This is a genomic window from Alicyclobacillus macrosporangiidus CPP55, assembly GCF_000702485.1.
Taxonomy (GTDB): Bacteria; Bacillota; Bacilli; order Alicyclobacillales; family Alicyclobacillaceae; genus Alicyclobacillus_H; species Alicyclobacillus_H macrosporangiidus_B.
Genome location: NZ_JNIL01000001.1, coordinates 1931337 through 1955649 on the forward strand (window position 1 = coordinate 1931337; position 24313 = coordinate 1955649).

A 24313-nucleotide genomic window follows, 5' to 3' on the forward strand; every position below is an offset into this window, starting at 1 on the left:
AATTCTGGAGCGGTAGACGGGATTTGAACCCGCGACCCCCGCCTTGGCAAGGCGGTGCTCTACCCCTGAGCCACTACCGCACACTTGCCCAATGACGTCCGAGCACATATTAGTGTACCACGGATACCCGGTTCGGGCAACGTGAAAATCTTTCCAAGCCTCCACGCCGTTGCCTCATCAGCACACAGCGGTGTAAGGCACCTGTCCGCACGCACGAAAGATCCGCACTTTCGAGCGACGACCCATTAAAGACCCATTCCAGCACCTTAAGTCTGCCGCATGCCGGCGGCCTGGACAAACATCACGGGGGACTCACCTTAGTCCCCCCTATCCTGTGCGGTTCCCAGATGCCGGTTACACACGCCGTACGGGTAGATGCCGTCGCGACAGACGTGGAAGGCAGTCCTCATGACGCGCACCGCACCATCGGACGATCTCAGCGCCTTACACACGATACACCAAATGCACGGGCTCCGGAATGGTTGTTCGCGATAATCCTGCAACCCCTCATCCCCTTCAGCCTTGTGCTCCCGTCGGCGCACAGGTACTAACTTATCACGCTCCGTGTGTCGATAGGTGTCAAAATAGCGACTGGACTGAAAAAACCTGTTGCCCATTCTCTTCCGGATTCCGCGGTGAATCCAGTCTGCGACGGCAGGCGGGCGCTACCTTCATCGGTTGAACCTGCTGAAAGTCCCACCGAACGGTTCCATCGATATACTGGAAAAAAGCCGGACCTCGCTCGGGTGGACCGGTCCACGAATGGACGCGATGGGTGGACGGCTCACAGGTAGACGCATAGACGGGGCGGTGGGTTCACGGAGCGGTGCGCAGACAGCGCTGGTCGGTACCCGGTGTCTCCGGTGTCTCCGGTGTCTCCGGTGTCTCCGGTGTCTCCAAGACCATGGCACTCCGACCGCGCCGGTGGCGCTGGTGGGTAAAAACGATTTCCACCTTAATCCCCTGGGGACCCGGCATGATAGTGGACGTTTCGGACTTAACTCGGACCCCCGCCGACACCATAAGGTGGTTTCGTTGCGTTATCCGCTCCATCCCCACTCCCCGTCCGCCCGCTTACGTGCAAAACAGTCACTATCACGGCCCCAAGGCCCGCGAATAAATGCGAAACCGTTGGTATCCATTCCAGACTCGGGTGCCATATAAGTGCAATTCCTTTGTTACAGCTCACCGCATGGGCGGTCTGCCCACGACAAGCCAACGCCTGCCGCACACCACACAGCAAAAGGCCCGGCCTGCACCTTCCGTGCATTCCGGGCCTTCTCCTCTCGCCTGGCGACGTCCTACTTTCCCAGGGGCTCCCGCCCCGAGTATCATCGGCGCTGGAGGGCTTAACGGTCGTGTTCGGGATGGGTACGCGTGTTTCCCCTCCGCTATGACCACCAGACTTCAGGGTGTCCTTGCACCCTCGAAACCAGATACCGAGTTTCCCTGCTTCTGGTGAAGCCCTCGACCGATTCGTATCCGTCTGCTCCACGTGTCACCACGCTTCCACACCGGACCGATCTACCTCGTCTTCTTCAAGGGGTCTTACTCCCTTTCGGGATGGGATACGTTATCTTGAGGCTGGCTTCGCGCTTAGATGCTTTCAGCGCTTATCCTTCCCCGACTTGGCTACCCAGCGGTGCTCCTGGCGGAACAACTGGGACACCAGCGGTCGGTTCGTCCCGGTCCTCTCGTACTAAGGACGACCCCTCTCACGTATCCTGCGCCCGCGGCAGATAGGGACCGAACTGTCTCACGACGTTCTGAACCCAGCTCGCGTACCGCTTTAATGGGCGAACAGCCCAACCCTTGGGACCGACTTCAGCCCCAGGATGCGATGAGCCGACATCGAGGTGCCAAACCTCCCCGTCGATGTGGACTCTTGGGGGAGATCAGCCTGTTATCCCCGGGGTAGCTTTTATCCGTTGAGCGATGGCCCTTCCACTCAGAACCACCGGGTCACTAAGCCCGACTTTCGTCCCTGCTCGACCTGTCCGTCTCGCAGTCAAGCTCCCTTCTGCCTTTACACTCTCCGCGCGATTTCCATCCGCGCTGAGGGAACCTTTGGGCGCCTCCGTTACCCTTTAGGAGGCGACCGCCCCAGTCAAACTGCCCGCCTGACACTGTCCCCATACCGGCTCCACGGTATCAGGTTAGAAAACAGGTATCTCAAGGGTGGTATCCCAACGCCGGCTCCATGCAGGCTGGCGCCCACACTTCTCTGCCTCCCACCTATCCTGTACATGACATACCCATCTCCAATATCAAGCTGCAGTAAAGCTCCACGGGGTCTTTCCGTCTAGCCGCGGGTAACCTGCATCTTCACAGGTATTACAATTTCACCGGGTCTCTCGTTGAGACAGCGCCCAAGTCGTTACGCCATTCGTGCGGGTCGGAACTTACCCGACAAGGAATTTCGCTACCTTAGGACCGTTATAGTTACGGCCGCCGTTTACTGGGGCTTCAATTCGGACCTTCGGGATCTCTCCCTAAGCCCTCCTCTTAACCTTCCAGCACCGGGCAGGCGTCAGCCCCTATACGTCGCCTTTCGGCTTCGCAGAGACCTGTGTTTTTGCTAAACAGTCGCTTGGGCCTTTTCACTGCGGCTCTGCTCTCACAGAGCGCCCCTTCTCCCGAAGTTACGGGGCCATTTTGCCGAGTTCCTTAACGAGAGTTCTCCCGCGCGCCTCCGTGTTCTCCACGCGCCCACCTGTGTCGGTTTCCGGTACGGGCACCTTGTCACTCGCTAGAGGCTTTTCTCGGCAGTGTGACTCCCAGGGCTTCGGTACTTTCCTTCCCTCCCCATCACAGCTCACGGTTACCAGTGTGCGGATTTGCCTGCACACCCCGCTCGCTGCTTGGACGGCCTCTTCCATCCGGCCGCTCCCCTGAGCCTCCTGCGTCACCCCTTCGCTCAAGCGTGCCAAGGTGGTACTGGAATTTCCACCAGTTCTCCTTCGACTACGCCTTTCGGCCTCGCCTTAGGTCCCGACTTACCCTGGGCGGACGATCCTTCCCCAGGAACCCTTGGGCTTTCGGCGGACAGGATTCTCACCTGTCTTTTCGCTACTTATACCGGCATTCTCTCTTCCGCTCGCTCCAGCTCGCCTCACAGCTCACCTTCCCCGCAAGCGGAACGCTCCCCTACCATACGTCTCCGTATCCAAAGCTTCGGTGGCCAGTTTAGCCCCGTTACATTTTCCGCGCAGCGACACTCGACCAGTGAGCTATTACGCACTCTTTAAATGATGGCTGCTTCTAAGCCAACATCCTGGTTGTCTGTGCACCGCCACATCGTTCCCCACTCAACTGGCACTTCGGGACCTTAGCTGTTGGTCTGGGCTGTTCCCCTCTCGACCACGGATCTTAGCACTCGTAGTCTGACTGCCAAGCACCCACAAAGCGGCATTCGGAGTTTGACTGAGCTTGGTAACCCTGGCCGGGCCCCGCACCCAATCAGTGCTCTACCTCCGCCTCTGTCCACTTGACGCTAGCCCTAAAGCTATTTCGGGGAGAACCAGCTATCTCCGAGTTCGATTGGAATTTCTCCCCTACCCCCAGCTCATCCCCCGGCTTTTCAACGCCGGTGGGTTCGGGCCTCCATGCGGTGTTACCCGCACTTCACCCTGGCCAGGGGTAGATCACCCGGTTTCGGGTCCATGTCAGCGGACTTGCGCCCTTTTCAGACTCGCTTTCGCTTCGGCTCCGGCTTTTCGCCTTAACCTCGCCCGCTAACATCACTCGCCGGTTCATTCTACAAAAGGCACGCCGTCACACGCCAACGCGTGCTCCGACTGATTGTAGGCACACGGTTTCAGGTTCTCTTTCACTCCGCTCCCGCGGTACTTTTCACCTTTCCCTCACGGTACTCTCCACTATCGGTCGCCAGGGAGTATTTAGCCTTGGAAGGTGGTCCTCCCAGATTCCCACGGGGTTCCTCGTGTCCCGCGGTACTTGGGGTCATACTCCGGAGCTGCATCGGTTTCGCCTACGGGGTTCTCACCCTCTACGACCGGCCTTCCCATGCCGTTCGGCTACCCATGCAGTTTCTCACTCCGTCAAGCCGTTGCAGCGGCTTGCCTGTATGCCCCGCTACCCCAACGCGGCAACGGCTGCAACCTCTCACACCGCGCTGGTTTGGGCTCCTCCGCGTTCGCTCGCCACTACTTGCGGAATCACGCTTGTTTTCTTCTCCTCGGGGTACTGAGATGTTTCAGTTCCCCCGGTTGCCCCCTTGCACCTATGCATTCAGTGCAAGGTACCGGCCCATGACGGCCGGTGGGTTCCCCCATTCGGACATCCACGGATCGACGCTCGCTTACAGCTCCCCGTGGCGTATCGGCGTTCGCCCCGTCCTTCATCGGCTCCTGGCGCCTAGGCATCCACCGTGCGCCCTTCCTATCTTCACCTGTCGCAGGTCACCCCTGACGTTTCCACGTCAGAAGCGTCTCTCGGTATCCAGTTTCCAAGGTACATCGAGAAAGCTACCCCCCATGGTCTCCCACGGGTCTCGCCCCCTCAAAACCGAACACGCCTGAGAGCTCCTTGCTCCGTAGAAAGGAGGTGATCCAGCCGCACCTTCCGATACGGCTACCTTGTTACGACTTCACCCCAATCATCAGCCCCACCTTCGGCGGCTGGCTCCCTCTTGCGAGGGTTACCTCACCGACTTCGGGTGTTGCCGACTCTCGTGGTGTGACGGGCGGTGTGTACAAGGCCCGGGAACGTATTCACCGCGGCATGCTGATCCGCGATTACTAGCAATTCCGGCTTCATGCAGGCGAGTTGCAGCCTGCAATCCGAACTGGGGGCGGCTTTCAGGGTTTTGCTCCGCCTCGCGGCCTCGCCTCCCGTTGTACCGCCCATTGTAGCACGTGTGTAGCCCAGGACATAAAGGGCATGATGATTTGACGTCATCCCCACCTTCCTCCGACTTACGCCGGCAGTCACCTGTGAGTCCCCGCCTTTACGCGCTGGTAACACAGGTCAAGGGTTGCGCTCGTTGCGGGACTTAACCCAACATCTCACGACACGAGCTGACGACAACCATGCACCACCTGTCTCCCCTGCCCCGAAGGGAGGCGCTATCTCTAGCGCTGTCAGGGGGATGTCAAGCCCTGGTAAGGTTCTTCGCGTTGCTTCGAATTAAACCACATGCTCCACTGCTTGTGCGGGCCCCCGTCAATTCCTTTGAGTTTCAGTCTTGCGACCGTACTCCCCAGGCGGAGTGCTTATTGGGTTTCCTTCGGCACTGAAGGGTAACCCCCCCAACACCTAGCACTCATCGTTTACGGCGTGGACTACCAGGGTATCTAATCCTGTTTGCTCCCCACGCTTTCGTGCCTCAGCGTCAGTCACTGTCCAGCAAGGCGCCTTCGCCACTGGTATTCCTCCACATATCTACGCATTTCACCGCTACACGTGGAATTCCCCTTGCCTCTCCAGCACTCAAGTCAAACAGTTTCCAAGGCCACCCCGAGGTTGAGCCTCGGTCTTTCACCCCGGACTTGCTTGACCGCCTACGCACGCTTTACGCCCAGTGATTCCGGACAACGCTCGCCCCCTACGTATTACCGCGGCTGCTGGCACGTAGTTTGCCGGGGCTTCCTCTCCCGGTACCGTCTCCCCTGCGGCTTTCCACTCCGCAGGTCGCTCTTCCCGGGTGACTGAGCTTTACAACCCGAAGGCCTTCTTCGCTCACGCGGCGTTGCTCCGTCAGGCTTGCGCCCATTGCGGAAGATTCCCTACTGCTGCCTCCCGTAGGAGTCTGGGCCGTGTCTCAGTCCCAGTGTGGCCGGTCACCCTCTCAGGTCGGCTACGCATCGTCGCCTTGGTGGGCCGTTACCCCGCCAACTAGCTAATGCGCCGCGGGCTCCTCTGTCAGCAGCGCAGTTGCGCCTTTCCCAACAGGCAGATGCCTGCCCATTGCTCTATCCGGCATTAGCACCCGTTTCCAGGCGTTATTCCGGTCTGACAGGCAGATTGCCCACGTGTTACTCACCCGTCCGCCGCTGGTTCCAAGGAGCAAGCCCCTTGAAACCCGCTCGACTTGCATGTATTAGGCACGCCGCCAGCGTTCGTCCTGAGCCAGGATCAAACTCTCAAACCTATCCTGTGATTCTCGCGAATCACTTCGTACGTTCGCTCTCATGGCGTGTTCAGTTTTCAAGGAACCAGTCGCTTTCTCACTTCGCCGCTCTCAGCGGCGCCATCCATCTTACCACACCGCATCCTCGATGGAAAGTGGGGGTTTTTGGAGGACCTTCGCTTGGGCAGCCTTCTCTGGAAGGCTTCCACTCGGATGACCCTCTCTGGATGGTTCCGCCGTACGGCACCCGATCGCCTGACCGGCGCCGTGGCCGTCGCAGCCATGCCGCCAGCAACGGTGCCGACGCCACAGCCGTCGCAGCAGCGACGTCGAGTAATATACCACGCCCACGCCGTGAGATCAACAGGTAAAAATCAGGAATCCCAAGTCGTTACGAAGTGCGGACTGCGGCATTTCACCGGATGACCGAACTGTCGGTCTGACGTAAGCTTCCGTGGCGGTTTCTCTCCTGCGGTTTCATTGTGCCCAAAAACAAAAAGGACCGTCGGATGACGGTCCACAAAATCTCGAAAGCACGTCCAGATTCTCAGCACATCCCTGGCCCAGGCCGCTGTCCTCATACGGCCCTGTCCTCACTCGTTCTGATCCTCACACAGCCCTGTCCTTACACGTCCAGATCGGCCTGGCTCTGCGCCACCGCCTTGCCCTGCTGCAAGGCCAGCTGCCAGCGCAGGTACGCGTCGATGAATCCGTCCAGGTTCCCGTCCACCACGGCCTGGACATTGCCGACCTCGTACCCAGTGCGGTGGTCTTTGACCAGCGAGTACGGGTGAAACACGTACGACCGAATCTGGCTGCCCCAGGCGATCTCCTTCTGTTCGCCGCGCAGGCTCGCCAACTGAGCCTCCTGCTCCTGGCGCTTCTTCTCGTACAACCGCGCCTTCAACAGGTTCATCGCCACCTGGCGGTTCTGGATCTGGGATCGCTCGCTCTGGCACGTCACCACGATGCCTGTGGGCAGGTGGGTAATGCGCACCGCCGAGTCGGTCGTATTGACGTGCTGGCCGCCCGCACCCGACGAGCGGAACACGTCGATCCGCAGGTCCTCCGGCCGGATATCCACCTCGACGTCGTCGTTGATCTCCGGGATCACGTCCACCGAGGCGAACGACGTGTGCCGGCGGCCCGAAGCATCGAACGGCGAGATGCGCACCAGCCGATGCACGCCCTTCTCCGCCTTGAGATACCCGTACGCGTTATGACCCTTGATCAGCAATGTCACGCTCTTGATGCCCGCCTCGTCACCCGGCAGGTAATCGACCGTCTCCACCTTGAAGCCCTTGTCCTCCGCCCAGCGGGTGTACATCCGCAACAGGATGGCCGCCCAGTCCTGGGACTCGGTGCCCCCCGCCCCGGGGTGCAACTCGACAATGGCGTTGTTGGCGTCATACGGCCCGTTGAGCATGAGCTCCAATTCGAACTTCTCAATGGCCTCCTGCTGCTGGGCGGCCAGTTGGTTTGCCTCGGCGAAGAGGTCCTGATCGTCCTCCTCGGCCGCCAGCTCCAGCGCCACCTCCAGGTCCTCTTGGCGTTGCTGCAGCTCATTCATCCGATCGACCACGCTGCGCAGGTTGTTGACCTCGGCGATCACCTTCTGCGCCGCCGACTGGTCATCCCAAAACCCGGGAGCGGCCATCTTCTCCTCTAGTGCAGCGATGCGGGACGATTTGCCCGCTACGTCAAAGAGACCTCCCGATTTCCGCCAATCGCTTGGCCATACTCTGCACTTCCGCGCGAAGCTCTCCGAACGTCTCCGCCACGACCATCACCTCATTCCATCCATCGCCAGCCATCCGCCGGCGTCGAGACTACATGATATCCCAGCCGGTGCAGGCGCGCAACGGCAGCCAGACCGGGAGCCCCTCCTGGATGACCAGACCTGGACGGGGCCCGGACGAGCGCCAGGCGGGCCCCGGAAGGATGCCGCGGGATCGATCCCCGAACGACGCTGCGAACCCGGTCAGCCCCCCTGCACCGGCACCGAGTCGTGGATCTGCACCGGGGTCGGAGCCATCGTCACCGTCGCCTTGAACACGTACAGGATGACCTCTTCCTCGATGCTGTGGATCATCGCCTCGAACATCTCGAAGCCTTCCTTCTGGTAGATGACCAGCGGATCCGCCTGGCCGTAGGAACGCAGGTGCACCCCTTGGCGGAACTGGTCCATCGCGTCGATGTGATCCATCCACTTGGAGTCCACCGTGCGGAGCACGACCACCCGCTCCAGGTCGCGCAGGAAGGGACCCAGCTCCTCCTCGCGCCGATCGTAGTTGGCGGACAGCAATTCATACAGTCGATCCCGCAGTTCGTCGCGATCGAGCCGGCGTAACTCCTCCTCCGTCACCTGGCCCGGGTTGAGGAAGTGCCGCTCGGCGTACGAGATCATCGCCGGGATGTCCCAGTCCTCCGGAACCTGCTCCTCCGAGCAGTACACGTCGAGCATGTGATCGATGAGGTCCTTGCCCATACCCTCGACGATGTCTCGCAGATTCTCCTGCTCGAGGATCTGCCGCCGCTGGCGGTAGATCACCTCGCGCTGCTTGTTCATCACGTCGTCGTAGCGCAGCACGTGCTTGCGGATGTCGTAGTTGTTCGCCTCGACCTTCTTCTGTGCCCGCTCGATGGCGCCGGTGAGCATCTTCGCGTCAATCGGCTGGTCCTCCTCGAGGCCCAGGCGGTCCATCATACGTGAGATGTTCTCCGACCCGAACAGGCGCAACAGGTCGTCCTCGAGCGACAGGAAGAATTGCGACGATCCCGGGTCTCCCTGACGCCCGGCGCGCCCGCGCAGCTGATTGTCGATCCGCCGGCTCTCATGCCGCTCGGTGCCGATGATGTGCAGTCCGCCCAGTTCCGCCACACCCTCGCCGAGCAGGATGTCCGTTCCGCGGCCGGCCATGTTGGTGGCGATGGTCACCGCGTGGGGCTGGCCGGCGCGCGCCACGATCTCCGCCTCGCGCTCGTGGTGCTTGGCGTTGAGCACCTGGTGCATGACGCCGCGGCGGCGCAGGAGGTTGGAGAGGATCTCCGACTTCTCGATGGACGTCGTCCCGACCAGCACCGGTTGGCCCGTCTGGTGACGGCGCACGATCTCCTCGACCACCGCGTTGAACTTCGCCCGCTCCGTCTTGTAGATGATGTCGGGCAGGTCCTTGCGGATCATCGGCTTGTTGGTCGGGATGACGACCACGTCCATGCCGTAGATCTCGACGAACTCCTTCTCCTCCGTCTTCGCGGTGCCGGTCATGCCGGACAGTTTCTCGTACATGCGGAAGTAGTTCTGCAGCGTGATGGTGGCGAGCGTTTTGGTTTCGTTCTGGACCCGGACGCCCTCCTTGGCCTCGATGGCCTGGTGCAGGCCCTCGCTGTAGCGCCGGCCTTCCATCAAGCGGCCGGTGAACTCATCGACGATGACGACCTCGTCGCCGCGCACCACGTAGTCCTTGTCGCGCTTCATCAGGTGATGCGCCTTCAGGGCCTGGGTGATGTGGTGCATCAGCTGGACGTGCTCGGGATCGAACAAGTTGTCCACACCGAAGAACCGCTCCGCTTTCTGCACGCCGCTGTCTTCCGTCAGGTTGACGGTGCGCATCTTCTCGTCGACCTCGTAGTCGCCCTCGGTCAGGGAGCGGACGAACAGGTCGGCGCGGAAGTACAGATCGGCCGACTTCTCCGCGGGACCGGAGATGATGAGCGGGGTGCGCGCCTCGTCAATCAGGATGCTGTCCACCTCGTCGACGATGGCGTAGTGGAGTTTGCGCTGCACCATCTGATCGAGGGACATCACCATGTTGTCGCGCAGGTAGTCGAACCCGAACTCGTTGTTGGTCCCGTAAGTGATGTCGGCGTTGTACGCCGCCTTCTTCTGGTTGAAGTCCATCCCCGGGATGTTCAGTCCGACCGTCAGGCCGAGAAACTGGTGAATACGCCCCATGTTCTCGGCGTCGCGGCGGGCCAGGTAGTCGTTGACGGTGACGACGTGAACGCCTTTGCCGGCGAGCGCGTTCAGATAAGAAGGCAAGGTGGCGACGAGCGTCTTGCCCTCGCCGGTCTTCATCTCGGCGATCCGCCCTTCATGCAGGACGATGCCGCCCATCAACTGCACGTCGAAGTGCCGCTGGCCGATCACCCGTCGGGACGCCTCGCGCACCACCGCGAAAGCCTCGAACAACAGGTTGTCGAGTTTCTCCCCGTTGGCCAAACGTTCGCGGAACTCCGCCGTCTTGGCGCGCAATTGCTCATCCGAGAGCTTCTGCATCTCCGGCTCCAGCGCATTGATGCGCGCCACCATCTTGCGCAGCCGGTACACCTCGCGTTCGTTTCGATCCACAAGCCGTTTCAGGAGTGCCACCTGAAGGTCACGCCCTTTCAATCCATGGGCCGGTGGCCCACAGTTCTCCTGTATGGTCCAACCCGGGTATACCACACCCGGCGAAGTCTTCTAAAAGAACATTGTACAATCCGGGGGTGGATATCACAACACCGCGAAGGCGGAGAGGAAGCATCCTCCAAATGAAACCATCGGTGCACAGGCGCATCAGGACGCCCCATGCCGGGCGCACCATGAAAGAGCGCCACTCTCCCGAGTGGCGCCGGTCCATTCGACGACCTGTTCGCATCTTCAAAACATCGTTCGCGTGCAACGCCCCCTGGGAAACGCCGCTGAGCCCGCCGCGTCACGAGGCGCGCAAGGCCATCTGACCGGTGACCACCCCGATGATGGCGCCGATGAGCAGCATGGCCCACCACACCGATCCGACGCTGTGCAGGATGATCAACAGCAGGACGGCCAGCACCACATTCACGATCACTTCCCGGATGAGCGGGCTCGGCCCCAGCCACCGCTTCGCCCCGACCACTGCCCAATGCAGCGCCTTCCACGCGATGAAAAAGAGGAGGATCTGGCCGATCCACGCCAACACGACCATTTGAGCCAGCCCCTTTCGCGGATCCTGGTGCACATGGGCAATCGCCCATCGGTATTACATCGTATGCCACTGGGACGCCGGGCGTGCGTAAAACGCGGCCGCCCGGGAAGTGTCCCGGGCGGCCGACGGATGGACCCCTATGCACGTCCGGGGTCACTGCGGTTCAATCAATCCATAGTTCCCGTTCTTGCGGCGATAGACGACGTTGACCTCATCGGTGGCGGCGTTGGTGAAGACGTAGAAGTCGTGGCCCAGGAGATTCATTTGCATCACGGCTTCCTCGACATCCATGGGCTTCATGGGGAAGCGCTTGACGCGCACCACTCGCTCAGCGGGGCCCGCTTCTTCCTCCTCCGTCCGGTCCGACATCCATCCGTTCGCTGCGATCCGGGTGCGCACGCCTTGATCCCGGAACCGCTTGTTCAACTTCGACTTATATTTATTGAATTGTTGTTCCAGCTTGTCGACCACGAGGTCAATGGAGGCATACATGTCGTTGGATGCTTCTTCCGCGCGGAACAACACGCCGTGAACCTGCAGCATGACCTCGACCCGATGCAGACCGCGCTCGACCGACATGGTCACTGAAACCTCGCGTTCAGGTGGAGCATCGAAGAACTTTTCGAGTCGGCTGACCTTCTTTTCGACGTACTCGCGCATCGCCGGGGTTACGTCCAAATGGTCACCGCGAACTTGAATATTCATAAAATACTCCCCCTTTGCCCCAGTATAATCGGTTCGTCGCCGTCTGCACCAGGAGGTTGTATGAACAACTATCTAATTTTGGTATAGCCCCGCCTTCAGCGAGAATAGTAGCCTCGGCCCCGCTCGGCCTCCTGCGTCTTCTTACGCAGGTCCCGCGCGGCCGCGCTCAAGGATGCGGACAGCTCCTTCGTGCATCGCGAACAATACCGTCCGGCCCGCGTGGGTTGTCCACATCGCTCGCATGGGTAGTGGAGGTTCGGATTGTCTCGCAGAATCAGGCGGCCATCCTGGATCATGGAGATGATGAGATCGATCGTGACGCCGGTCTCCTCGCTCACCTCCGCCATGGTGGCATCGCGGTGCTCACGCAGATACTGGCGCACCGTCTCGAAGGCTTTGTCCTCCTCCGCCACGCAAGTTGGACAGATGTCGCGGCGCACCTTGTTGAACAGCCGGCCGCATCGCTTGCAATTGGCGATGGGCACCCCCATCCCCTCCTTCCGCTTGTGCCCAAATTATATCGCGCCTCCGGCAAGGGCACCATAGGCCAAACAGACTAGGCCACCTCGGCCACCACGAGTCCCACCAGGTTGCGCGCGCCTGCCGCGGTGAGCACTTTGGCGCAAGCCCTCAACGTGGCGCCCGTGGTGACCACGTCGTCCACCAACAGCAACCGGCGGCCCTGTAGCGACGGTGCCTGGCGAGCGAGGCGGAAGGCGCCTTCGAGGCTTCTCATGCGATCCCGCCGCGCCTTCGCCGTCTGTGAACGCGTGACCGCTCCCGCTGCGACCGCACGAGTCAGCGCGTGCAGCACCGGGACCCCGAGGTGCCGGCTGAGACGGGCGGCGAGCAGAGCCGTGTGATCGTACCCCCGTTGGCGAAGCCGGTCGGGCGCCGGCGGGACAGGCACCAGGGCATCCGGCATCCCGGGTAGGCACAGCGGGACCGGGCCTCTCCCTTGCGACACCGCGTCGCGCACCGGCGACTGCCCCGGGACCGGCGCCGGGCCCCTCCTTTGCAGAGACGCGAGGCCTTGCACCTCCCGCCAAGCCGTCGACGCCCAGTCGGCGAACCACTCGGTCAACTCAATGGCTCCATCGTATTTCCACTGCCGGATGAGGTTGCGCACAAAGCCGTCGTGCCGCACCGCCGCCACCACAGGAAGGCCTTCGCCTGCAAACGGCAGGCGCCGGACGCGGCAAGACACCCGGATCTGGGCGATGTCCTGGAAACAGAACGGGCAGAGGTGAACGTCCCCAGTCTGCGCCACGTCCGGCGGTACAGGCCGCCGGCAGAGGACGCACGGCAGGTGATCACCCGGGAACACCCAATTCAGGGCCGTATTCCACCCCCGGCGGATTCGAAACGGCCACGTGATCGAAGGCACCGATCACCCCTCCAGCGCAGGGTAGTACAGGATAGCCAAGACGCCCGGACCCGTGTGCGTCCCGATGACGGGGCCCAGTTCGCTGATCTCCACTTCGATGTTCGGGTATTTGGCGGTCAGCTGCCTGCACAGATCCTCCGCCTCCGCCAACCGCCGGCTGTGCACCACCCCGACCCGCAGGCGAGCTCCGCCGGACGCGGCGGCGTCGAACTCTGCCAACATCCGCTCCATGGCGCGCCGGTGGGTGCGCACCTTGTCAAACAGATCCAACCGCCCGTCCACCACGGTCAGAATGGGCTTGATCTGCAACAGCGATCCCAATACCGCTGCAGCGCCCCCGATGCGCCCGCCGCGGTGCAGATACTCCAGCGTGTCGATGATGAACAGGGACTTCACCTGGGATCGGATGCGTTCCCAATACGCGACGATCTCGTCGGAGGACGCCCCTTGTTCCGCCATCCGCACACCGTCGAGCAATGGGCCGGCGATGCCATAGCTCGCGTATTCCGAGTCGATCACCCGCACCCGGCCTTCGACCATCCCCGCGGCCGTCTCCGCCGCGCGCACCGTCCCGCTCAATTTGGCGGACAACAGATAGCACAGGACGGTGTCGTGGTCTTGGAGAAGCCTTTCAAACACCTCCACGAACTTGCCCACCGGCGGCTGGGACGTAGAGGGCAGCGTCTTGGCCTCCGCGAGCTTCTCATAAAACGCCTCCGCCGTGATGTCCACACCCTCGCGGTACGCCACATCCCCGAAGATGACGCTGAGAGGTACCACGGTGATCCCGTGAGCCCTGACCTGTTCAGGAGTCAGGTAGGCTGTGCTGTCCGTGACAAATGCAATTTGTTCCATTCGATCCCTCATCCTCGACGAATAAATTCCGAGAATCCCAGGACAATCTCCCACAAATCCACCATTCTGTGATAATCTCAACGTAAAGAGCCTGGGATTCGCGTCCCCGCCGCTTCTCAGGCGGCCGTACGGATACTTGTACACGAGGTGACAGAAGGCATGCCGAGCATCGGCGAAAAAATCCGCGAAATCAGACTGCAACGCGGGATGACCCAGAGTGATCTCGGGGAAGGGTTGGTCTCCTCCAGCATGATCAGCCAGATTGAAGCGGACCGTACGCGGCCCTCCTATCCCCTGTTGACGGCCCTCGCAAACCGGTTGGGGATGCCGGTGGAGTACTTCCTCGACGATCTCGGTGACAAATTCACCCTTCAGGCCTATCTGCGCCTCGGTGAATACTTCGTCCGCCGGCAGCAGCCCGCCCGGGCGGTGGAAGCCCTGCAGGCCGCGCCCACTCCAGAAACGCCTGGGCTGATGCGCCAGGATTACCTGCTCAGCTTCGCGCAGGCATGGCGTGGCGTCGGCGACACACAGCGGGCCACCGCCTGCCTTGAAGAGCTGCGGGAACACGCGCTGCGCGCCCAGGATCAGCGGTTGCTGTTCCATGTGCGCAAGGAAGCCGGACGACTAGAGTATGACATGGGCAACCTCGACGGTGCAATGCATGAATGGAGAAAAGCCCTTGAGTTGGGAGAGGAACTGGCGCAGGACGATCCGCCGGCCCCCGTGATGCTGCGCGCAGACATGGGCGAGTTGTGCCTGTCGCTGTACACCCTGCACGCGCAGCGCGGCGAATGGTCTGCGGCCCTCTCTGTGCTGCAACGGGGCGCCGAGCTGTGCCGCGAATTCACCCGCCTCCACGATGTCGCCGACGCCCTGGTGAACGAGGCGCAATCCGTGATCGATCACGACGCCGTCCGCGCAAAAGACGCCGTCGACCGGGCGGTGGCACTGCTCGATGGGCTCCGCCTTGCGGAGTTGTACGTGGCACTGCAGACCCGCCTCAGCCAGCACGGTCACGGCCCCGAACCGGACGCCTGGAATCACGCCGCGAGGGCGACCGTGGCGGCCGCCCCGGGACCGTTCCTCGACGCGGAACTATTCCGCGTGGACCGGCTGCTGCAGACGGGCGATGTGGACGAGGCCCTTCGGCGGCTCGACCGGTGCGCGAGCATCCTCGAAGACTACGCGAAGGAGCCGGACGCGTACCCACGTTGGGTGGAGGCGTACCGCATCCGCATCGAGGCGGCGAGAGCCATGGCGGAGTATCAGAAGGGCGAGGTCGACGGCGCGGTGGATCGCATGCTGGGCGTTGCCGACGCGCTGCAACGCCAGGACTCGGCCCGGGAGGCCGCGGCGGCACTGGCCCAGGTGATGATGTGGTACACGGAGCAAGGCCGGGAGGATCTGGTGGAGGGCGTCTCCCAGCGGATCGAAACCCTGTTGGACGCGAGCACGCGACCGGTGTGATCTCCCGGGACTGGCGAGGGCTCTGCGGGGGCGCTGTAGGGATCGGCGAGGCTGGGCGGACGGCGGTGTGGGCAAGGGGAGACTGGCCGAAGGTTGTGCTATAGCTGCAGAACAGCACCATATACAACATTTTGGTGTTAACAAGGCGGGGGAAGGGCAAGATAAACAACATTTCAATGTTATCGAGGGCTCGGATTGATGAAATAATGTCAAAGTTTATTTTATTCATGTCATCGATGCCGTCCGTCGGCCTGGATTCGTGCAAAACAGTTCCTATCGGTCCCTTGAGATGGCTGCATAGACACGAATCCGTTGTTATCGCCCCGCCCATCCCGTCGAATAAACACGATTCGTTTCTAACCGCCCTGGCTGCGGCCGTGGGGATCCTGTCGGACCCACGGGCCGAGACGCGAACAAAAAACCGGCCTGCAGGCCGGTGATGTACGGTATGGATCCGAATCAATGCCTTCACGGGTAATCGCCCGCCGATCTTACGCGTATGTCTCCTCGGCGTCCTCCGACAGCAACCCAATCTCCTGAACCACCTCGATGAATGGTTCGACCAACTCCGGGTCGAACTGTCGTCCCGCACACGATCTCAGCTCGACGAATGCCTCCTCCATGGAACGCTTGCGTTGATACGGACGGCTGGTCGTCATCGCGTCGAAGCTGTCGGCGATGGTGAGGATGCGCGCCTCGAGCGGAATGTCATATCCTTTGAGGCCATCCGGATACCCGTTGCCGTCAAACCGCTCGTGGTGATGACGGATGATCGGCAGACACGGGGCCAAGCTGCGGATGGGTTTTGCGATGCTGACTCCGATCTCGACGTGACTCTTCATGATCTGCCACTCCTCGCGGGTGAGCGGCCCCCGCTTGGTCAGCACCTCGATGGGAATCTCGACCTTCCCGATGTCGTGTAAAAACGCGCCAAACCGCAGATAACGGATCTGGTGCTCGGGCAGGCCGATGCGGCGTGCCAGCGCAGTGGCGTAGATGACGTCACGCTCGGTGTGCGCGTAGGTGTATCGATCCTTCGAGTTGAGAATCGCGAGAAATACCTTGATGGTCCGGATGATCTCCTCGTCCCCTTCCTGGACGGCGAGATCGTTCTTCATCTCGTCGAGCACGGATGTGTACAGGGACACCTTGTTGCGGCCGGTGAACTTGCCTTTGTACAAGGCGTCGTCCACCATCACCATGAGTTCCTTTTTGTCCTTGGCCTGCTGCGGATAATGGGCCACGCCGATGCTCACGGTCACACGCTTGCCGGGCAGCCGCTCGGCACCCGGAAAACTCGTCTCTTCGACCGCGCGGCGCAGCAACTCTGCTTTCAATTGGGCCTGCGGCAGGTCGTAATCAGGCAGCACGATGGCGAACTCCTCGCCGCTGTACCGGGCGATCTCCTCGCCCGGCAGCCGCCTCTCACGCAACACGTCCGCCACCTTTTTAAGGGCTTCGTCTCCCCGTACGTGTCCCCAGACCTCGTTGTAGCGTTTGAAGTGATCGATGTCCATCATCAGAAACGCGAACGGACGCTTTTCCTCAATGAGCTGGTCCACGCGGGATTGAATGTACCGGTGGTTGTGCAGCCCGGTCAGCTCATCCTTGATAGCCAACTCTTTGAAGTGGTTGGCCATCTTGAAGTAATCGCGGTAAGTGTATGACACCAGCAGAATGAGCCCGGTGAACAACAGGGCTCCGGCCAGGCCGGAGTGCTGCAGCACGACCGCCAACAGGATACCGATCATCACGGTGACGGCATAGACGATGAAGAATGGAAGGGTAAAGCCTTGCAGCACACTAGAGATGCCGCTAATCCCCTTCCTCAATAACAGGAATATGGATACAAGTATTACGTTTACAATAAAGTACGATACTCCAGTTGCTAGTATCGGAATTATATCTAAAACCCAGAAATCTGCTGAGGTTGCGATGTGGAAGTAAACATAGTGTGCTATGAGAGCACAGGCTGTCCAAACGGCACCGTTCATTAATTGCATATACCAGAACCGTCGATATCTTACAGACGATATTAGCGCGTACGCCAGACCAGCCCAAGCGACAGGTCCCGGAGGATATGCAAGTATGAAACCGATAAGATACACAGACTCAAAATGCAACTGCTCTTCCTTAGTCACCGATATATAGAACCTTTCGACCAGTAGGAGCAAACCAGTGAGGGTATACAGCACTACCCACTCCGGGATGGTCGGACCAGCGAAATTAGCTTTGAGCCAAGCGGCTACACACACCCATGTCGCAACGGCGTAAACGGTACCAGCCTTATTTAACCATTTCGGATGTGTGCTTGCCACTCGACGAAACCCTTCTTTCCACACGCATTGCATCCTGGAGGAACAAAACAAGCCCGATCGCGATGAGTATGTCTCCGACACTGACCAGACTCTGTGGAGGAATTTTGAAATAGAATATATCGCCCAAAAAATTTAAGTGAGTACTGTCCGACATTGCAATACTCTTTCCGTACTGACCCCTAATCAATAAGGGAACCAACTGCGGTGCCATTTTCTCAACAGCCGGTATGTATGCGGGCATACGTAACCCATTACAAAGCATGACTACAAAGTTTGCCGCCGTACCACCCATGGCCCACAGAACACCAGGCACACGATAGTTCACTCCACAGAATATCAGAAGGCCAATATAGCTCACTACCAGTGTTATTTGATAGGAGATCCCATTCAAGTCGTGGATTGATACAACCTGAATGAGGTATGAAATGGGTAGCACCCACACAAGCTTAAGGTTAATCCTAGGAATTGCCCACAGGCTCCCCTTGCGTGCCCAACCAACGATAAGACCGGCTAGGATAGGGAGGACTTGAAACGCCAAATTCCCACCTCATTCGACAACGTTTCTGAGTGGCAAACAGGCCGGGCGTGTCCACCCGGCCATGAACCGGCCTATGTTCTTTAACAGGAACCAGGGGCTATGCCCAAACCAGCCTGCGCCGCAATGGAAAATAACACAATAGCCCCAAAAATGAGTCCAGCCTTAACCTTCTGCATCGGTGGTTCCTCCTCAGAATTGGAATCATCCATTCTGAGTGCTGTGATGTGTGCTGGGTCGAATGAGTCGCCTGCCTCACTCACGATCCCCGCAGGACCTCAAAAGGCGGCCGCTGCTAGAATGCCAGTGAGGACAAGCCGTTGCTGCGATGGTTGCTGCAGGAGTCACACCCCGATGGCAAAATTATATCCCTGCTTCTAGGAAGAATGCTAGATTGTTCGTATAGGACTTTTGTCCCGATTCTCCACCAATCTTCTCCATATCTGAGCCCGTTTCTGGTCGCCATTCACACGAAAACCCTCGCCCGCCCCCGCAGCCCATCGAGCGGGTCCGGACGAAGGCGACCTCCCACGACAGCCGAATCGCACCATCCAAAGCAGCATCCACCGCGGCATATCACCGCATGATCCCATCACATCGCCGTGCCGCCACAGCGACGTGCGGTGTACAGTATCGCGAGGTCATGCGCACGCACAGACCCTTTCTCACCCGCACAGCAGCCGGATGTCACGCGCCACGTCGCAGAGCATCCCGCTGACGCGCAGGTCGTAGATGCAGCCAACCAGACCGCCCTCCGCGCACACCCGTGCCAACTGTTGGACGAACTCGCCTTCTCCTTCGATCCGCACGTATTCCAGCCCGTCATGCTGCATCGCCAAGCGCTGGACAATGTGCGGTGTGTCGTCCGTGGACCCCATGTCGAAAACCAAGATCCGCCATTCCCGGTGGCCCAGCGCAGTGCTGAGGAAGATGGATCGCAGGACTCCTTCGATGTGCGCCTCGGAGTTCTGTACAATCAACACGACCGCAACCGGGTGCAGATTTTGCCGGATCCGGCGCCTCAAACCACGGCTCACCTGCCGCACCACCGTCAAGGCGCCATAGACGGCCAGTGCCCAGAAGAAAAGAGCCCCGACCACCGCCCTCACCCCCTGCTGCAATATATGCGCTGCAGGGAGGGACGCCACCGGACGGGAGGTGGCGCGCGGACGGGGCCCGCGCGGACTGGGCCGTCCGAGTCACCGCGGGAGAAGCCGTCACGGCGTCATGACGGCAGCCAGTGTTTTTTCATCGCCAGGACGACCGCCTGCGTCCGGTCCTGTACGTGGAGCTTGGTGAAGATGCTCGAAATATGGTTTTTCACGGTCTTCGTCGTGATATTCAACGTCGTCGCGATCTCCTCGTTGCTCTTGCCGTTGGCCAGTTCGCGGAGGATGTCCATCTCCCGCTCCGTCAACAAGCCACGCCACGACTCGCTCATCTCGGCGCGTTCCTGAAACTGGGCGATGACGGTGTGCGTCACCTGCGGATGGACCACCGCGCGCCCGGCCGCGACCTCGCGGATGGCACGGACCACTTCCGACACCGAACCGTCCTTGACCAGGTACCCGGAGGCGCCCGATTTGAGCGTCTCTAAAACGTACCCCTCATCGTCGTGCATCGTCAGGATAATGATGCGCACCTCCGGATAGCGCACCTGGAGCTGCTTGGTCGTCTCCACCCCGTTCAAAAAGGGCATGTTGATATCGAGCAACAACACGTCCGGCCGGACCTCTTCGAGCCCGAGCAAAACGTCCGCCCCGTGGCGCCACACCCCGACTATCTGCAGGTCCGGCTCGTACTCGAGGACCTCGCGCAAGGTTTCGCGAAAATTCTCATTGTCGTCTGCGATGGCCACCCGGATGGGTTCCGTCATGCCGTGTCCCCCCTTGAGATGGGCAACTGGATGGTGACCTGAGTGCCCGCCCGTTCACCGGCGCAAATGTCCATCGATCCCCCGATCACGCTGAGCCGCTGCCGGCATAAGGTCAACCCCAGCTTCCCCTGCTCCAGCCACCCCAGCCAGTCTGCCTCCTGCAGCCCCAGCCCGTCATCGACGACCTTCACCCGCAGGCTGTCGGGCCCAAAGGTCAGCGCGATGGATACCACACTCGCCCGCGCGTGCCGGGCGACATTCTCCAGGCACTGCTGTACGGCGCGGAATACCGTCACTTTCTCCGTCTGGGTGAGCGGCACCTCCAAACCCACCAACTGGACTTGGGTTTTGACCCGGGTCTGCTTCGACCACTGCTGCGCGTACCGCTTCAAGGTCGGGACCAAGCCCAGGTCGTCGAGCAGGGGCGGGCGGAGGTCGAACACCATCTGGCGCAGATCGGAGATCACGTGGTTCAACCGCGACCACACCTCTCCTGCCGCCAATTGCGGGTTCCGGCCGGATGGCGCGGCCTGCATCCGCATGGCCACGCTGGCCAGCGCCTGCATCGGGCCGTCGTGCAGCCGCTGCGCCAGCATCCGCCGCTCCTCCTCCAGCATCTGCAACACCTGCAGGCCGAGCAAAGACTGAATCTGCGCCGCTTCGAGCACACCGGCCACGTCCCCGAACTCGGCCGTCAGGTAGTCAGTGGTGTGGCGAAACTTATGGAGCAGCACCTCGGCTTGTCGCGCCGTGGCATGCAATCCCTTCAGCCTCCGCTCGAGGTCGTCGCGCCAATAGCGTAACTGGGCCTCGCGCTCACGCCAGCGAGCCAGCTCCGCCTGCAGCGCCTGCGCCTCTTCGTAAACTTGCTGCATCTCCTGCTCCGAGTACCGTTGAAACTCGCGGTTGACCAGCATCAGTCGCTGGCGGGCCAGGCGTGCATCTCCCTCCAGGCGTTCGACCTGCTCGATGGCTTCTGCACACTCGCTCTGAACGCGGGCAAGCTCTTGCTCCAACCGCTTCACCTCGTCCAGGGTGCTCCGGGCAATGGCTTCGACCTGATCCCAGCCTTCCGAAATCGCCGCCAGCGCCTTATCAATCGCCGCTCTCAATGCAGATATCCGCGAATCCAAAGGAAGGACGTCGCCCCTTCACGGCAGGATAGGAGTGTTTTAGAAACCATTCGATTTCTTGAGGCCCATTTCCTGCCGATTCCGCCCAGGCCATCCGGATTTTCGTAAAAAAGAGGCGCCCGTCCAATTTGGCGAGCGCCATTCCATGGGGTAAGGGTGATGGTACAACATTTCGATCCGCCGGCACCCCGTTGTGGGGGTCCTGTGCAGAAATTTTTTCGTCCTCAGCCCCGGGCGTACGCGGCGGCCGCTTGGCGCAGCGCCTCGGCCTTATCCGTACGCTCCCACGGGAGATCGAGATCATTCCGGCCAAAGTGCCCGTACGCCGCCGTCTGGCGGTAGATGGGACGGCGAAGCTGGAGGTCGCGGATGATGGCGGCCGGGCGCAGATCGAAGTGCTGCCGGATGAGCGAGACGATCTCGTCTTCGCCGATCACGCCGGTTCCATACGTGTCGACCGAGATCGACACCGGCTGCGCGACGCCGATGGCGTACGCCACCTGCACCTCGCATTTGCGCGCGAGCCCAGCCGCGACGACGTTCTTCGCCACATGGCGGGCGGCGTAGGCGGCACTGCGATCGACCTTCGTCGGGTCCTTCCCAGAAAAGGCCCCGCCACCGTGCCGGGCGTAGCCGCCATAGGTGTCGACGATGATCTTGCGGCCCGTCAGGCCCGCGTCGCCCTGTGGCCCGCCGATGACGAAGCGGCCCGTCGGATTGATAAAGTAGCGCGTCCGTTCGTCCAGCAACTCCGGCGGGACCACCGCGCGGATGACGTGCTCGTGCATGTCGGCGGTGATGGTCTTGATGTCGGTGTGCTCGTCGTGCTGGGTGGAGATGACGATGGTGTCGACCCGCACCGGTCGATCCCCGTCGTACTCGATGGTCACCTGGGTCTTGCCGTCCGGGCGCAGATACGGCAGCGTGCCGTCCTTGCGCACGACGGACAGCCGACGCGCCAGCCGGTGGGCCAGCGAGATGGGCAACGGCATCAGCTCCGGCGTCTCATCGCAGGCGAAGCCGAACATCAATCCCTGATCGCCGGCGCCGATGGCCTCCACATCCAACGCTTCTCCAGCCCGCGCCTCCAGCGCCTGGTTGACGCCCTGGGCGATGTCGGGCGACTGCTCGTCGATGGAGGTGATGACCGCGCACGTCTCTGCGTCAAAACCGTATTTGGCGCGCGTGTAGCCGATCTCGGCGACTGTTCGCCGGACCACTTTCGGTATGTCGACGTAACAGGTGGTCGTGATCTCGCCGGCCACCAGAACCAGTCCGGTGGTCACAGCCGTCTCACACGCCACCCGCGCGTACGGGTCTTGGGCCAGGATTTCGTCGAGGACCGCGTCGGAGATCTGATCACAAATCTTGTCGGGATGCCCTTCCGTCACCGATTCGGAAGTGAACAAACGCTTGCCCACGGGATGTCCCCTCCTTCTCTCCCGGGTGCAGCCGCGGACCTGTCCTACGGCCAAAAAAATCAAGGAATATGGTATTATAATCGCCCGGGCGCGTCAATGAACGATTCCTGGGCGGCCTTGCAGGTCAAGGGCGGATCGAATCAGGGGAGCGGGACATTGGATCCCGCTCCCCTGAGGCGAACACATCCTATGCGGTTGAGCAAGACCGTTTCAAACCCGGCTCAGACCTGTCCTCCCGCCAGCGCCTGTTCCGCCAAAGTCACCAACCGGCGCGTGATCTGTCCGCCGCAGCGCCCCGCATCCCGGCTCGTGATGTGCCCCCAATAGTCCTCCCCGCTGCCCGGCTGCACCGGCAATCCAATCTCCGCCGCGATCTCGTACTTCATGTCGTGCAGCGCCTGGTACGCAGCGGCCACCAACTTCTTGTTGTTGTTCGGCATCTGCCACACCTCCCCCAGATGTGGCCGGCCGTCTCCTCGAGGGAGCCGCCCCGGTACCTCTAGTCTGCGCCGCCCGCGGAGGATGACCCGGTTTAATTTCTGGTGAACCGGTCAATCGGTGGCGCACGGTTCGAGGGCGCACGGTTCGAGTCAGCGGCCGCGCAGGACCCGCCAGGCGAACCGGGGAAGCGCCAGTTGACGCCGCCAGCGGGAAGGCTGGCGCAACAGCCGGTACAGCCACTCCACGTTCAACCTCCGGAATACCGCCGGCGCCCGCTTGACGGCGCCGCCCCACACGTCGATGCTGCCTCCGACGCCGATGGCCACGCACGGCGGCAGACCGCCCAATGACTCGAAAATCAGCCGCTCCTGCTTGGGTTGACCGAGCCCCACCAGCCACAGGTTCGGCCCGAACGATTCGATCTCGCCGAGGATGCCGGGCCATTCCCGTGCTTCGAAATATCCGTTGCGGCCGGCGAACGTCAGGTGCGGATAACGGTGGCGGAAACGGGTGAGACAAGCCTGCAGTGCCTCCTCCCGGGCGCCGAGCACATACACCCGCAGCGGCAGGTGGCGCGCCTGCGCTGTGTCGAGCAACTCGGCCACCAGCTCCACGCCGGTCACCCGCTCGGGGACGCGGTGGCCCTGCCTGCGGGCGGCCCACACCACGCCGATGCCGTCCGGTGTGACGAGATCGGCCGCGCGGGCGATCTGTTTCAATTCTCGATCCCGTTCGATCATCATCACAAACTCCGGCCCGGCGGTGATCACCATCCGCCGGCTGCCTTCATCGATCCACTGCAGGATGCGCTCCACCGCCTCCCGCCGGGTCAGGCAATCGAAGCGCACGCCAAGCACGTGGGCCACGGTGTCGTGCTCGGGCAGGGTGCTCCATCCCTTCACACACATCCCTCATCCATCTGTCACAAACCGAACCCCGCCGGGCCGGTCTGCGACCGGTTTGTCCATCATAATCATTGTATCGTACCCGCGCGTCAAAGGCGGATGAAGGGCGGGCGAAGCGTGCGGCGGCGGCACAACAAGCGCGTGAACAGCCTGAAAGGCCCTGAGAAGGGGGTGGGCAGGCACCAGAAGTTGGCGGAGAAAAACAAGTTTCGCCGGATTCCGACCGT

Annotated in this window: 17 protein-coding genes, 1 tRNA gene and 3 rRNA genes; 1 reads left to right on the top strand and 20 read right to left on the bottom strand. The window is 61.2% G+C overall.

From position 1 onward, the window contains the following. Positions 1-5: 5 nt before the first annotated feature. From N687_RS0109545 to N687_RS0109605, 12 genes are all read right to left on the bottom strand, one after another. A tRNA-Gly gene (locus N687_RS0109545) sits at positions 6-80 on the bottom strand. 736 nt (positions 81-816) lie between these two features. Further along, positions 817-954 (bottom strand): hypothetical protein, encoded by a 138-nt coding sequence (locus N687_RS23855; RefSeq protein ID WP_156040098.1) that lies wholly within the window; start codon positions 952-954, stop codon positions 817-819. 334 nt (positions 955-1288) lie between these two features. Continuing rightward, a 5S ribosomal RNA gene (gene rrf / locus N687_RS0109555) occupies positions 1289-1405 on the bottom strand. Positions 1406-1455: 50 nt separating this feature from the next. Then, positions 1456-4412: ribosomal RNA gene (locus N687_RS0109560) — 23S ribosomal RNA — on the bottom strand. Between the two features lie 147 nt (positions 4413-4559). Then, positions 4560-6112 (bottom strand): 16S ribosomal RNA (locus N687_RS0109565). The 16S, 23S and 5S rRNA genes sit together here, the layout of an rRNA operon. A 604-nt stretch (positions 6113-6716) precedes the next feature. Next, positions 6717-7878 (bottom strand): peptide chain release factor 2 gene (gene prfB, locus N687_RS0109570; protein ID WP_419670155.1). Its coding sequence is split into 2 segments (ribosomal slippage): positions 6717-7805 and positions 7807-7878, totalling 1161 coding nucleotides; the frame shifts between segments, so codons are not numbered across the junction. A 194-nt stretch (positions 7879-8072) separates the two neighbouring features. Further along, a complete protein-coding gene (gene secA / locus N687_RS0109580; protein WP_231493597.1) occupies positions 8073-10403 on the bottom strand; it encodes a preprotein translocase subunit SecA in 2331 nt (776 codons plus the stop codon). A 385-nt stretch (positions 10404-10788) separates the two neighbouring features. Beyond that, positions 10789-11040: a hypothetical protein gene (locus N687_RS0109585; RefSeq protein WP_029421646.1), complete on the bottom strand. Its 252-nt coding sequence runs from the start codon at positions 11038-11040 to the stop codon at positions 10789-10791. 153 nt (positions 11041-11193) lie between these two features. Next, complete coding sequence (hpf, locus tag N687_RS0109590) at positions 11194-11745, bottom strand: ribosome hibernation-promoting factor, HPF/YfiA family (RefSeq protein WP_029421647.1); 552 nt, start codon at positions 11743-11745, stop codon at positions 11194-11196. Between the two features lie 95 nt (positions 11746-11840). Continuing rightward, positions 11841-12236 (bottom strand): TIGR03826 family flagellar region protein, encoded by a 396-nt coding sequence (locus N687_RS0109595; protein ID WP_029421648.1) that lies wholly within the window; start codon positions 12234-12236, stop codon positions 11841-11843. A 65-nt stretch (positions 12237-12301) separates the two neighbouring features. Further along, entirely contained in the window at positions 12302-13132 is an 831-nt protein-coding gene (locus N687_RS22155) for a ComF family protein (protein ID WP_051663115.1), read from the bottom strand. Positions 13133-13135: 3 nt separating this feature from the next. Beyond that, complete coding sequence (locus tag N687_RS0109605; protein WP_029421650.1) at positions 13136-13987, bottom strand: DegV family protein; 852 nt, start codon at positions 13985-13987, stop codon at positions 13136-13138. Between the two features lie 159 nt (positions 13988-14146). Here N687_RS0109605 and N687_RS0109610 point away from each other — a divergent pair, with 159 nt between their 5' ends. Next, positions 14147-15457: a helix-turn-helix domain-containing protein gene (locus tag N687_RS0109610; protein WP_029421651.1), complete on the top strand. Its 1311-nt coding sequence runs from the start codon at positions 14147-14149 to the stop codon at positions 15455-15457. A 491-nt stretch (positions 15458-15948) separates the two neighbouring features. On the opposite strand, the gene N687_RS0109615 is transcribed toward N687_RS0109610, so the two are convergent. From N687_RS0109615 to N687_RS0109655, 8 genes are all read right to left on the bottom strand, one after another. Next, positions 15949-17259, bottom strand: coding sequence for an HD domain-containing phosphohydrolase (locus N687_RS0109615; protein ID WP_051663116.1), 1311 nt, complete (start codon positions 17257-17259; stop codon positions 15949-15951). Positions 17260-17743: 484 nt separating this feature from the next. Continuing rightward, positions 17744-18313, bottom strand: a complete 570-nt coding sequence (locus N687_RS24400) for a DUF5317 domain-containing protein (protein WP_029421653.1) — start codon at positions 18311-18313, stop codon at positions 17744-17746. 662 nt (positions 18314-18975) lie between these two features. Then, entirely contained in the window at positions 18976-19410 is a 435-nt protein-coding gene (locus N687_RS0109630; protein ID WP_029421654.1) for a glycosyltransferase, read from the bottom strand. Positions 19411-19535: 125 nt separating this feature from the next. After that, entirely contained in the window at positions 19536-20186 is a 651-nt protein-coding gene (locus N687_RS0109635) for a response regulator (RefSeq protein ID WP_029421655.1), read from the bottom strand. Then, positions 20183-21298, bottom strand: a complete 1116-nt coding sequence (locus tag N687_RS0109640) for a sensor histidine kinase (protein ID WP_029421656.1) — start codon at positions 21296-21298, stop codon at positions 20183-20185. Before N687_RS0109640 ends, N687_RS0109635 begins: the two co-directional genes overlap by 4 nt. Before the next feature lie 245 nt (positions 21299-21543). Further along, positions 21544-22740, bottom strand: a complete 1197-nt coding sequence (gene metK / locus N687_RS0109645; RefSeq protein WP_029421657.1) for a methionine adenosyltransferase — start codon at positions 22738-22740, stop codon at positions 21544-21546. Positions 22741-22961: 221 nt separating this feature from the next. Next, the gene (locus N687_RS0109650) at positions 22962-23180 is read right to left on the bottom strand and encodes an alpha/beta-type small acid-soluble spore protein (protein WP_029421658.1); all 219 of its coding nucleotides are present in this window, start codon (positions 23178-23180) and stop codon (positions 22962-22964) included. A gap of 150 nt (positions 23181-23330) precedes the next feature. Next, positions 23331-24089 (bottom strand): WecB/TagA/CpsF family glycosyltransferase, encoded by a 759-nt coding sequence (locus tag N687_RS0109655; protein WP_029421659.1) that lies wholly within the window; start codon positions 24087-24089, stop codon positions 23331-23333. Positions 24090-24313: the final 224 nt, after the last annotated feature.